This is a genomic window from Roseovarius sp. MMSF_3359 (assembly GCF_030733385.1).
Lineage (GTDB): Bacteria > Pseudomonadota > Alphaproteobacteria > Rhodobacterales > Rhodobacteraceae > Roseovarius.
This window is the reverse complement of sequence record NZ_JASHJC010000009.1, coordinates 144,640-156,855: the sequence shown is the minus strand read 5'-3', so window position 1 is coordinate 156,855 and position 12,216 is coordinate 144,640. Positions and strand designations below refer to the sequence as shown.

Sequence of the window (12,216 nt, the reverse complement as noted above, 5' to 3'; positions counted from 1 at the left end):
CGTCACTTCCTCTTTGTCCGCCCCCGGATACTGCTTTCGCGCGGCAATTAACAGGGGTCAGATGCAGCGCCCGCCATCGACCTCAAGGCAGGCACCGGTGATCATGCTGGCCTCGTCACTGCACAGGAACGCCGCGGCGTTGCCCATGTCCTCGGGGGTCGAGAACCGGCCCATCGGGATGGTCGACAGGAACTTCGCGCGCATATCAGGCGTGTCTTCCCCCATGAAACTGGCCAGAAGCGGCGTTTCACCGGCGACGGGGTTGATCGCGTTTACCCGGATGCCGTCCGGGGCCAGTTCCACCGCCATCGCCCGGGTCGCCGTGTTCATCCAGCCCTTGGAGGCGTTATACCAGTTGAGCCTCGGGCGCGGGCTGACTCCCGCCGTTGAGGCGACGTTGAGAAACACACCGGTTCCGCGCGCCTTCATGTCCGGCACGAAGGCCTGCGCGGTCAGGTAGACCGATTTGCAATTGACGGCGAAGACCCGGTCAAAATCCTCCTCGTCCACATCTTCGAGCGGCGCGGGCAGATGGGTGATGCCCGCATTGTTCACCACGATGTCGGGAAGGCCAAAGGTGTGCTGTGCTGCCAGTTTCATGCCCTGGATGCTGGCCCGGTCCGATACATCCACAGTGCAGGCCGCACATCCCAGTTCTTCGGCCAGCGTTGCCGCCGCATCGCTGTTGATATCCACGATCATGACCTGCGCCCCCTCGGCCAGGAATTTCCGCACGATCCCGGCGCCGAAGCCGCTGGCGCCCCCCGTCACAATTGCCGTCTTTCCGGTCAGTCGCACTTTGCCCTCCATATCCTCAGCCCGCAGGTGGACGCACCTGCCAGGAAACATCGCCGATCCCCGCCAGACGCGCAAATCGCGCCAGTTCCTTGTCCAGTTTTTCCTGCCGGGCCGCCCCCCATTTGACCTTGGGTTCCGGCCAGAAGCCGGTGACACGCATCCAACCGGCGGCCCGGTCCGCCTTGATCTCCATACGGCCCACAAAGCGGCTGCCCTCAAGCAAGGGGTAGACGTAGTAACCCCATTTCCGTTTGGCCGCGGGGACGAACATCTCGTTGCGATACGCGAACCCAAAGAGCCGCTCCAATCGCATACGGTCTCGTATGGCGGGATCGAAAGGGTTTAGGATACGCAAGCGTATGGTTGGTGCATCAACCCTCGCGAGCCGCGCCTCGATATCCGGCGTGGCCCAGGCAGTGGTATAGCTTCGATCCGCCCCTTCGATCTCGACCGGGACCAGATGGCGATGATCCTGACACCAAGTGGCGGCTTCCGCGGAGCCCACCGCATCCCAGAACCGTTTGACATCCCCGGATGTTCCAAAGGTCAGCCGGTCAATCGCCTGATTACAAAGCCATTCTACCTGATCCGGATCATCGGCAGGCTGCCGAAGATGGGCCGGAAAGACACGTTCCCCAAGGTTATAGAACTTGACGAAATTCTCCCTGAAGCAGGTTGCCAGTTCACCGGCATACCACATCTGATCCAGCGCCTTCTTGTGCGGCGGGCGCGCCCACATCTCTCTTTTCCCGTCGATCTTGGTGTCAAAGGCATGGGTTGAAAGCGCGCCCTCTCTTTCAATACGCCTCCGTATGTTTTTGATCTCTTCCTGACCCAACCCGGATTGATACCAGGCCGCATTCGCTGCTTTCTGACCAAGCCTGTCAAACTGCCGCTGCCAATAGGGCCGGTACGCCATCGGGATGAGAGAGGCGTCATGGGTGAAGTGCTCGAAGATCGCCCTGTCATTCTTCAGCAACGGCCAGAGCATATGTTCGCGGTAGTTCTGGTTGCGGGACCAGAGGATATGATGGTGCGCACGGGTGACATTGCGGATCGTGTCGATCTGGACAAAGCCCAGCTGGCGGATGATCCCCATCACGTCCAGCGGTCCGACAGGCGTGTTCGACAGGCCATTGGTCCAGAGCCACAGCCGGCGGGCGTCCTTGTTGGATATCCGGAGCGGTGCCATGACCGGACCTCAGGGCGTGCTCAGAAGGATAAGCGCGTTGTGCAATTCACGCCCCTCCAACGACAGGACCGCATCCATGAACAGCCGCCCCGCCTCGCAAGCCCGCCTGTTGCCGACGCGGTTAAGGTTGCGATAGGCCCGCATCAGTGCCTTCCGGTCCGGGCGATCCGCGAGCGTCCGGCCAAGCGCCCGGTTGATGGTTTCCGCGGCCTTGGCTTCGGCGGCAGGGGCGAGCCGGAAAACCTCTTGCGACGCCCCGAATTGCGCCGCCTTGAACTGGATGCGGTAATACTCCTTAAGGGCGGGCGTGTTGAGCCGCGCGGCTACGCTGCCCGTCACCTTGGCAAGCCGTTCCGGGGCCAGTCTTTCCTTGATCGTCAACCCGCATTCGCGGGTCGGCAGCGCCTTGAGCATTGCCTGCTCAACCACGTAGAAATACCGCAATTCCCGCGGGTTCAGCCGCCCCAGCCCGCGGTCAACAAGGGGCCAGAAAAGGCCACCCGCTTCGACGGTATCCACATTCGGCAGGCGGGCGGCAATCACCCGGTCGGCAATGTTGCTGGCGATCAGCGGGTCCCGCAACATCCGCTCGATCTGAGCGACCGCAAGATCGAGCTTCTCGCCTTCGAATCCAAGGGCTCTCATGTCTTCGCGGATCGGCGTGAATTCTGGCAGTTGTCCCAAAATGCGGACGATGTCGGATTTCCGGACGGTCACATCCTGTGCATGCCCAGGCCCCGGCAGGGTCACCAACGCCGTCGCGACCACGCAAACCCTTGCCATATATCGGAAAAAACCCAAGGCCGTTCCTTTTTCAGGCCGCGCGATCCGCGACGCGACACGTTCCCCTGACATGTGTAGAGCTTTTGGCCCGAATGAAAACCCCGGGCTCAGGCGATGTGTTCGGGCAGGCGCGGCGCCGCCTCGATCAGCGTCCTCGTGTAGGCGTGCCGGGGGTTTGCAAAAACGTCGGCGGTTGGACCTTCCTCGACGATCTTGCCGCCGCGCATCACCAGGACACGGTCGGTGACATTGCGCACCACGCTGAGGTCGTGGCTGATAAAGAGATACGTCAGGCCGAACCGTTCGCTCAGCGCCGCCAGAAGGTCGAGTATCTGCGCCCGGACATGTACGTCAAGCGCGCTGACCGCCTCATCTAGAACGATCAGCTCCGGTCGGATGATGAGCGCCCGCGCGATGGCGATGCGTTGCCGCTGTCCGCCGCTGAATTCATGGATGTATCTGTGCCGGTCCTCGGCGCATAATCCGACGCTTTCAAGGACCTCGACAATGGCGTCTTCGAGGGCGGCCCCCACCGGCGGTCGATCAAGCACATGACAAGGCTCCGACACCAGCCGCGCGACCGGGTGACGGGGATTGAAACTTCCATAAGGGTCCTGAAAAACCGCCTGCATACGGCGGCGTATGTCGGGGCCAATGGGTTGTCCGTCCAACAGGATCTCACCGCCTTGCAGAGGCTCCAACGCCAGGATCGCACGCATCAGTGTGGATTTGCCGCAACCGGATTCGCCAACGAGGCCGAGGTTTTCACCGCGCTTCAGGTCGAAACTCACGCGATCCACGGCGCGGAACCTGTCAGGCGGCCGCCAGAGATGCCGACGGGGCAGATCGTATTCCCGGACCACATCGCGCACCTGCAGAAGCGGCGCATCACCCGATTGGGGCGAGCGGTCCGGGACATGATCCGACGCCTCAAGCAGCGCCCGCGAATAGGGATGGTGCAGGCCATCAATCCGGCCCTTTTCGACAATCTGCCCCGCTTTCATGATGGCGACGTGATCAGCCATGCGGGCCACCACGCCCAGATCGTGACTGATGAGCAGGAGGCCAATCCCGTCCTCGACCACCAGGCGTTTGAGCAGGTCGAGAATCCCCGCCTGCGTCGTGACATCAAGCGCCGTGGTCGGCTCATCCGCGATCAGCAGGCGCGGGCGGAGCGCGATGGCCATCGCGATGCAGACGCGCTGTCGCTGCCCGCCGGACAATTCGTGGGGATAGCGCGAGAGCGGCAGGGTAAGCTCGACCCGTTCAAGCGCGGCTTTGGTCCGTTTCAACGCCTCTGTTGCCGATGTCTTCTCGTGGTGGCGGATCACCTCGGCCACCTGATCGCCGATCGTGTGGAGCGGGTTGAGCGCCGTCATCGGCTCCTGGAAAACCATGCTCATCACCCGGCCCCGCAGGGTGCAGAGCTCACGCTCGGACAGATCAAGTATGTCTCGCCCGTCGAGGGTGATTTCCCCGGAGACAGCCGCTTTATCGGGCAGCAATTGCATCACCGAAAGGGCCATCATCGACTTGCCTGATCCGCTTTCGCCGATCACACCGACCACCTGCCCGGGCGCCACATCAAGTGTCACATCGCGCAGGATCTCCGTCCCCGAAAGCGACAGGCCGAGGCGGGATATGCGCAAAAGGCTCATGTCACCCGCCGCCTCAGCCGCGGGTCCAGCGCATCGCGCAGACCATCGCCCAGCAGGTTCAGCCCGAGCACCATCAAAAGGATCGCCATCCCGGGAAAAATTGCCATGTGGGGGGCAATCGCGGTCATCGTCTGACTATCAGCCAACATGCGGCCCCAACTGGGCAGGGGCGGCTGCGCGCCGAGGCCCACATAGCTCAACCCCGCTTCGGCCAGGATCCCAAGGCTGAATTGTATCGTCCCCTGCACGATCAGCAGGTTGGTGATGTTGGGCAGGATGTGTTCTGCGCTGATCCGGGCGGGTCCCTTGCCTGCGACCCGCGCCGCGAGGATGAATTCGCGCTGCCAGAGCGGCAGTGCCGCCCCGCGGGCCAGACGGGCAAATACGGGGATGTTGAAGATCCCGATGGCGAGGATCGCATTCACCGCACCGGCACCGAACACGGCGGTGATCATGATCGCGATGAGCAGGCTCGGGAAGGCAAAGACCAGATCGTTGGCCCGCATGATGAGCTCATCGAGCCATCCCCCGCGCCGCGCCGCCGCGGCGAGGCCCAGTGGCACGCCCAGCCCCATGCCGATCCCAACGGCCACAAGCGCCACGGCAATCGACGTCCGCGCGCCCGTCATCAGCATGCTCAGGATATCGCGGCCCAGGTGATCCGTACCCAGCAGGTGCGCCGTGGAGGGCGATTGCATCTTGGCGGCCACGTCTATTGCCGCGACATCATAAGGCACCCAGACAAAGGACAGGAGCGCCGCCGTGGCGAAAAGAGCCGTCAGGGCCAGACCGATGACAAGGTTTCCCTTCATCGCCGCCCCCTCAGCCGGGGATCAACCCAGGCATAGGCCAGATCAACGGCAAAATTCACGGCGATCACCGCAAAGACCAACAGCATGACCACCGATTCGACCACGATGAGGTCACGCGCCGAGATGGATTGGAAGATCAGCAGGCCAAGACCGGGCAGGAAGAAGACCTTTTCGATGATGATCGCCCCGGCCAGCAGGAAGGAGAATTGCAGCCCGATGATGGTCAGGATGGGGATCAATGCGTTGCCCAGCGCATGGCGCCGGATCGCCTGCGCCCGGCTCAGCCCCTTGGCGCGGGCGGTGCGGACGTAATCCTCGGTCAGGGTATCCAGGAGCGACGAGCGCATGATCCGCGCCAGGATGCTGGCCTGCGGCAAGGCGAGGGCCACCGCCGGCAATGTCAGCGACTTAAGCGCCGGCAGGACACCCGCGTCCCACCCCGCAAACCCGCCCGCGCTGAACCAGCGCAGGTTGATGGCGAAGACAAAAACCATCAGGATCGCGAACCAGAAATTCGGCACCGCAATGCCGAGCTGCGTGATCCCCATGACGCCCGCATCGACAACCGTTCCCCGGCGTGACGCGGCCCAGATCCCGGCGGGAAACCCGATGAGAATGCTCAATGCCAGGGCATAGATCGCGAGTGGCAGGCTGACCCAGAGCCTGTCGGCGATCATCCCGGCCACCGGTGTGCGATAAGTGTAGGAGGTGCCGAAGTCGCCCGACAGCATCCCGGTGACCCAACTAAGGTATCTTGAGGTTTTCGAGCCTTCGAGCCCCAGTTCGGCGCGCAGGGCGGCAAGCGTGTCCTCTTGCGCGTTGAGGCCCAGCATATAGGCCGCCGGATCGCCCGGCACGACCTCAAGCGCCAGGAAAATAACGACGCTTGCCACAAGAAGCGACAGGATCAGCGACAGCAGGCGGCGCATTGCATAGCCCAGCATCAGGGCGCCATCCCAAACCCGGTCGCACGGCGCACACCACCCTCCGCTTGCATCATCTCGGCACCTTCCTTGGCGGCGGCTACGGCTCCCAATAGACGCCGGTGAGATCTGTCGCCTGGGTCGGGGCGTCTTGCCAGAGGCCACGCAGGCGGGCATCCGCCACGGTGATCGCCGCCAGTTGGAACAGGTATCCGTTCACGTAATCATCGGAAATCACCCGCTGCGCCGCCGCCAGCCATTCCGACCGCTTGGCCGGATCCTGTTCGGTATTCAGCTCGGTCATCACGGCCTGGAATTTCACACTGTCATACTGGAAGTAGTAATCCGGCCGGGCATAGATCCCGATATCGAAAGGCTCCGTATGGCTCACGATCGTCAGGCCGAAATTCTTGCCGCGAAACACCTCTTCCAGCCACTGCGCCCATTCCAGGTTGGTGATCTCCGTCTCTATGCCCACGGCCCGCAATTGGGCCGCGATGATCTCGCCACCGCGCCGGGCGTATGAGGGCGGCGGCAGCTTGAGCGTCGTGGTGAACCCGCCTTCAAAACCCGCCTCGGCAAGCAATTGGATGGCCAGCGCCGGGTCGTATTGCGACAGGGCAGTCAGGTCGGTGTAGTCGGGATGATGCGGGGCGAAATGCGTGCCAATTGGTGTGCCAAGGCCAAACATGGCGCCGTCGATCACCGCCTTGCGGTCGATGGCATGGGCCACGGCCCGACGCACCCGAATATCGTCGAAAGGCTCCATCTTGTTGTTGATGGCAAGGATGGTTTCCCCTTCGGTGCTGCCGACCAGCACCTGGAACCGCGGGTCCGCCTCGAATTGCGGCAGGTTCTCGGGTGCGGGATAGGCGGGAAAGGCATTCACATCCTCAGCCATGACCGCGGCAAAGGCCGCCGTCGGATCACTGATGAACCGAAATACCGCGCTTTCAAGGCGCGCAGGCTCACCCCAGTATTCCGGGTTGCGTTCAAGCTCGATCCGATCCCCTTGCACCCAATCCTTGAACCTGAACGCCCCGGTACCAATCGGTTTCTGCTTGATGTCGCCGATGCTTTCCGGGGCCACGATCACCGCATCCCCCCAGGCCATGTTGAAGAGGAAATTCCCCTCCGGCGCCTGCAAGGTCACCTTGACCTCCAACGGACCGGAGACCTCAACAGCCTCGATCCCTTCGAAAAGCCCCTTCTGCGCATTCTGGCTGGTCTCGTCGCGGGCGCGGTCCAGGGTGAACTTGACATCCTTGGCGTCGAATTCAGTCCCATCGTGGAATGTCACGCCAGTGCGCAGTTTGAACGTGTATTCCGTGCCGCTCTCGGAGATCGTCCAGCTTTCGGCGAGGCCCGGATTGACCGACCCGTCCGGCCCAAACCGCGTCAGGCCCTCAAAGACATTGGCATAAAGCACCTGGTCGATTGCCCCGGCCGCCGCACTGGTCGGGTCGAGATGCGGCGGTTCAAGCTGCAGACCGACCACGATACTATCGCGCGCCTGCGCAATGGCGCCGGAAACCCCGATCAGGGCTGCAAATATCCCTATGCGCAGCAGTTTCATCACTTTTCTCCGTCCCGGTCGGGCGACGCGTACATCGCCCGGTGCAACTCTTCCCGCAAAACGCACGACGATCAAGGGGGGCTTTGTTAACAGAGAGGTGGAAATCGCAGTGCAGACTTGGTAGGTAATTCTGCAACGCAGCATGGTTCGGACGCAAAAATGAGTGCCACAGCCCAGAAATCCGCCCCCCTGCCCGATGATATCCGGGCCATGAAGGGCGGCACACCGATCGTCAGCCTGACCGCCTATACCACCCCAATGGCCCGCATGATGGACGCCCATTGCGATTTTGTGCTGGTGGGCGACAGCGTCGGCATGGTGCTGCATGGCATGCCCTCGACCCTGGGCGTGACGATGGAGATGATGATCCTGCATGGGCAAGCCGTCGCGCGGGGGTTGAAACATGCGATGCTCGTCGTCGATATGCCCTTTGGCAGCTATGAGGAAAGCCCCGAACAGGCCTTTGCAAATGCCGCCACGCTGATGCGGGAAACCGGCGCAGTGGCGGTCAAGCTCGAAGGCGCGCAGCACATGGCCGAAACAATCGCATTCCTGGTGGCGCGCGGCGTGCCGGTGATGGCGCATATCGGCCTGACACCGCAGTCGATCAACACGCTCGGCGGCTATAAGGTGCAGGGCCGTGATGAGGGTGCCGCGCAGCTGATGCAGGACGCCCGCGCGATCAGCGAAGCCGGGGCGTTTTCGGTTGTCCTCGAGAAGGTCCCTGCCACCCTCGCCGACAAGATCACCGCGGAGATCCCGATTCCCACCATCGGCATCGGTGCCTCGGCGGGATGCGACGGGCAGATCCTTGTCGTTGACGACATGCTTGGGCTCTTCACGGCGTTCAAACCGAAATTTGTCAAACGATACGGCACCTTGGGTGAGGATGGTGAAAAGGCCATCGCCGCTTATGCCGAAGAGGTCCGCGCCCGCAGCTTCCCCGCCGCCGAACATGTTTTTGCCGATCAGGCCCCGACCAAGGGCAAGCGGAAATGACCGCGCCGATCCTGCGCAAACTGGCCGATCTGCGGGGGGAAACCACGAAATGGCAGGCGGCGGGCGAACGTATCGGGGTCGTGCCGACAATGGGCGCCCTGCATGACGGCCACCTCTCGCTCGTCGAGGCCGCCAAGAAGGATTGCGACCGGGTGATCGTGACGATTTTCGTCAACCCGATGCAGTTCAACAACCCCGACGACCTCGAAAACTACCCCCGGACCGAACACGAAGATGCCCGCAAGCTGGAGCGTTTCGACATCGACGTGCTCTACGTCCCCGACGGGGATGAAATGTATCCCGACGGGTTTGCGACAACGGTGACGGTGGCGGGGCTGACCGATGTTCTCTGCGGCGCGCACCGGCCCGGCCACTTCGACGGGGTGGCGACAGTGGTGGCCAAGCTCTTCCTGCAAACCGCGGCCACGGATGCGTATTTCGGTGAAAAAGACTTTCAGCAGTTGCAAATCGTCCGCCGCATGGCCCGCGACCTCGACATCCCGATCACGGTGCATGGCTGCCCGACCATTCGCGAAATCGACGGGCTGGCCATGTCCTCGCGCAACCTGCTGATCTCGGATCGCGCCCGCATCAAGGCATCGGCGCTGAACGAAGAAATGGAGCGTATCGCCGAGGAAATGGCGAAAGGCACCCCCTTTTCCGAGCTTCAGGAGGAGGCGATCGCCCGGATCGAAAATGCCGGTTTCACCAAGGTCGAATATCTGGAAGTTCGCGCCAATGACAATCTGGAGCTGCTCGACATGCCGGAACGTCCTGCCCGGCTTCTGGCGGCGGCCTGGCTCGCCGGTGTTCGATTGATCGACAATATTTCGGTCAAAGATTGACCCAAGCACCCCAAAATTGGCGCTTTCGCGTCACGTCGCCGCTTGCCCCCAACCGAGGAGAAGGCCGGAGGCCGCCGACGAGACATCCAGCGCGCGTGAAACGCGCTCAATTTGCCAGCGTTTCAGTGAACGACCTGGCCCGGCAGACTGCACAGGCGCGCGCCGCGCAACAGCGACGTCACGATCCGGCCCTCATCGGTCTCCTGGATCGCATATCCATACCCGCGCAGACGATGTTTCCATTCCCGCTCAGAGATTGCCAGCTCACGCTCGCGCTGCACAAGATCACGGATCTTGGCCTTGGCTTCCCGCGTCAAATTTTCCATTTCCCAGACTTTCAGCAGACATCAATTGCCACAGGAATAGTTAACGCCGGTGGCAAGAATCGTCTGAGAAAGCGGCGCGCATGGGAAAAATATGCGGCACCTGCCTTAATTTGACGCCGGGTCAAGCGCGGGTTTCGGCCTCGATCTGGGCACGCGATTTGCGGGCGCGTTCGGTGGCCGACTTAAGCTGCCCGCAGGCGGCCATGATATCCTCGCCGCGCGGGGTGCGGATCGGGCTGGCATACCCGGCCTTGTAGATGATGTCGGCAAACTTCTCGATCCGCTCCCAATCGCTGCGCTCATGCGGCGCGCCGGGCCATTCATTGAAGGGGATCAGGTTGATCTTGGCCGGAATGCCCTTGATGAGCTGCACCAGGCGCCGCGCATCCGCATCGCTGTCATTCACGTCCTTGAGCATCACGTATTCAAACGTGATCCGCTCGGAATTCGAAAGGCGCGGATACTCCCGGAGCGCGGCCAGAAGCGTCTCGATATTCCATTTCTTGTTGATCGGCACCAGCTTGTTGCGCACCTCATCGGTGGTCGCGTGGAAACTCACCGCCAAGAGACAGCCGATCTCCTCCGCCGTTTTGGCAATCTCCGGCACCACGCCCGAGGTGCTCAGGGTGATCCGGCGACGGCTCAGCGAGATTCCCTCGCCATCCATCGCGATCTTCATCGCGTCGCGCACATTCTCGAAATTATAAAGCGGCTCGCCCATGCCCATCAGCACGATGTTGCTGAGAAGCCGCGTCTCATCCTTGCGCGCGCCCGGTTCCGGCCATTCACCCAGATCGTCCCGCGCCATCATGACCTGACCCACGATTTCACCCGCGGTCAGGTTCCGCACCAGTTTCTGCGTGCCCGTGTGGCAGAAGGAGCAGGTCAGGGTGCAGCCCACCTGGCTTGAGATGCAAAGCGTGCCGCGGGTCTCTTCGGGGATATAGACCACCTCGACCTCGTGACCGCCCGCGATCCGTACCAGGTATTTGCGCGTCCCATCGGCGCTCACCTGCTTGTCGACCATTTCAGGGATCTCGATCACAAATTTTTCGGCCAATTCCGCGCGGTAGGCCTTCGAGAGGTTCGTCATGGCATGAAAATCACGCACGCCCCATTGGTAAATCCATTGCCAGATCTGCCCAACCCGCATCCGCGCCTGCTTTTCGGGCGTGCCATTCGCGATCAGCACGTCGCGCAGCGCCTCGCGGCTCAGACCCACGAGATTGACCGGCCCTTCCGGCAGTTTCCGGGGGATTGTCAGCACGTCTTGCGTGATCGGAGCGGTGTTCTCGGTCATCTCGGCGCATCTCTCAGAGGTCAGATGCGCCTCCATATAGGAATTTTCTGGCGATGCCAAAGGATTCGCGGGCTATTTCACGGTCAGGAGGACCGCCTCGACCCGTCGGTTTATCTCGCGCCCGGCCCGTGTGTCGTTGGGCGCAAGCGGGGAGAGATACCCGACCCCTTCGGCATCAAGCTGCGCACGCGGCACACCATATTCTTCGACCAACCGCGCAAGAACCGATCCCGCCCGCGCCTTCGACAAACGGACATTGTCGGGCAGCGATCCCACCAGGTCCGTATGCCCGACAAGCGCAATCCGCAGGTCCTGATCGGCGAGCAGGTATTCCGCCAGGGCCTCCAGCGAGGCATGCGGCCCTTGCCCCAAAGCGGCGGAACCGGTGGCGAAATCAAGGTCTTTCAGGATGACATGTCCTTGCCCGGTCAATGTGTCGATCACCGATCCGGTCTGCACAGGTGCCGTGGCCTTATCCGGCGGGTTGGTTTTCACCTGTAGCGCCGCGCCACCACCATCGGGCGTGGCATGGATGATCTGCACATACCCGACACCGGCGGCCATGCTGACAAACACCGACACCACGTCACCCGCAGCACCGCGCGCGGACAGGAACCTGAAATCGAAAAGGTCGACATACATGTCCGGCGCGGCCATCACATCGGTACCGAAGCGAAAATCGAAGCCGCCGCAGGTCTGACCACCGCAATTTAGGATCGGTTCGTAGCCTGCCGCGTCAAGTTGCGCCTCCAGCGCGCGCAGAATCTGGAGCGTGGTCAGGCCCGATTGCTGAGTGCGCCATGCCTGCCGCTGGACCTGTCCCTCGATTGTCTCGACGGGCAGGGTGCCATTGGCATAGGCCGCGACCGGCAGGTCGTAGCTGTCCGGGGAGGTGACTTCGCTGGCGTTCAGCACGGCGTTGCCGGGGATCGACAGGTCCAGCGCCACAGACGGGGCGGCCAGCACGGCCGAGAAGACCGCAAGGATCAGCCGGACCCGCATCG

Annotated in this window: 12 protein-coding genes; 2 read left to right on the top strand and 10 right to left on the bottom strand. The window is 62.3% G+C overall.

Translation table 11 applies throughout. From position 1 onward, the window contains the following. Nucleotides 1-57: 57 nt before the first annotated feature. The 7 genes from RBB29_RS14390 to RBB29_RS14360 all read right to left on the bottom strand — a co-directional run bounded on the left by RBB29_RS14390 (nt 58) and on the right by RBB29_RS14360 (nt 7,742). Entirely contained in the window at nt 58-798 is a 741-nt protein-coding gene (locus RBB29_RS14390) for an SDR family oxidoreductase (protein WP_306114607.1), read from the bottom strand. A 16-nt stretch (nt 799-814) separates the two neighbouring features. Then, nucleotides 815-1,990 carry a winged helix-turn-helix domain-containing protein gene (locus RBB29_RS14385; RefSeq protein WP_306114608.1) on the bottom strand — a complete coding sequence of 392 codons (1,176 nt, stop codon included), beginning with the start codon at nt 1,988-1,990 and terminating at the stop codon, nt 815-817. A 9-nt stretch (nt 1,991-1,999) separates the two neighbouring features. Further along, on the bottom strand, nt 2,000-2,791 hold the full coding sequence (locus RBB29_RS14380; protein WP_306121169.1) for a hypothetical protein: 792 nt from the start codon (nt 2,789-2,791) through the stop codon (nt 2,000-2,002). A gap of 89 nt (nt 2,792-2,880) precedes the next feature. After that, nucleotides 2,881-4,431, bottom strand: a complete 1,551-nt coding sequence (locus RBB29_RS14375; RefSeq protein ID WP_306114610.1) for an ABC transporter ATP-binding protein — start codon at nt 4,429-4,431, stop codon at nt 2,881-2,883. Further along, complete coding sequence (locus RBB29_RS14370) at nt 4,428-5,243, bottom strand: ABC transporter permease (RefSeq protein WP_306114611.1); 816 nt, start codon at nt 5,241-5,243, stop codon at nt 4,428-4,430. The genes RBB29_RS14375 and RBB29_RS14370 overlap by 4 nt, the downstream gene beginning before the upstream one ends. Continuing rightward, entirely contained in the window at nt 5,240-6,187 is a 948-nt protein-coding gene (locus RBB29_RS14365) for an ABC transporter permease (RefSeq protein WP_306114612.1), read from the bottom strand. The genes RBB29_RS14370 and RBB29_RS14365 overlap by 4 nt, the downstream gene beginning before the upstream one ends. Nucleotides 6,188-6,266: 79 nt before the next feature. Then, nucleotides 6,267-7,742 carry an ABC transporter substrate-binding protein gene (locus tag RBB29_RS14360; RefSeq protein WP_306114613.1) on the bottom strand — a complete coding sequence of 492 codons (1,476 nt, stop codon included), beginning with the start codon at nt 7,740-7,742 and terminating at the stop codon, nt 6,267-6,269. A 159-nt stretch (nt 7,743-7,901) separates the two neighbouring features. Here RBB29_RS14360 and panB point away from each other — a divergent pair, with 159 nt between their 5' ends. Both panB and panC read left to right on the top strand, forming a co-directional pair. Next, a complete protein-coding gene (gene panB, locus RBB29_RS14355) occupies nt 7,902-8,741 on the top strand; it encodes a 3-methyl-2-oxobutanoate hydroxymethyltransferase (RefSeq protein ID WP_306114614.1) in 840 nt (279 codons plus the stop codon). After that, nucleotides 8,738-9,586, top strand: a complete 849-nt coding sequence (gene panC / locus RBB29_RS14350; RefSeq protein WP_306114615.1) for a pantoate--beta-alanine ligase — start codon at nt 8,738-8,740, stop codon at nt 9,584-9,586. The genes panB and panC overlap by 4 nt, the downstream gene beginning before the upstream one ends. Before the next feature lie 122 nt (nt 9,587-9,708). Here the strand turns inward: panC and RBB29_RS14345 are convergent, their stop codons facing one another. The 3 genes from RBB29_RS14345 to RBB29_RS14335 form a co-directional block, all read right to left on the bottom strand. Further along, the gene (locus RBB29_RS14345; RefSeq protein ID WP_306114616.1) at nt 9,709-9,912 is read right to left on the bottom strand and encodes a hypothetical protein; all 204 of its coding nucleotides are present in this window, start codon (nt 9,910-9,912) and stop codon (nt 9,709-9,711) included. A 121-nt stretch (nt 9,913-10,033) separates the two neighbouring features. Next, nucleotides 10,034-11,212, bottom strand: coding sequence for a 23S rRNA (adenine(2503)-C(2))-methyltransferase RlmN (rlmN, locus tag RBB29_RS14340; RefSeq protein ID WP_306114617.1), 1,179 nt, complete (start codon nt 11,210-11,212; stop codon nt 10,034-10,036). A 72-nt stretch (nt 11,213-11,284) separates the two neighbouring features. After that, complete coding sequence (locus tag RBB29_RS14335) at nt 11,285-12,214, bottom strand: OmpA family protein (RefSeq protein WP_306114618.1); 930 nt, start codon at nt 12,212-12,214, stop codon at nt 11,285-11,287. Nucleotides 12,215-12,216 lie beyond the last annotated feature (2 nt).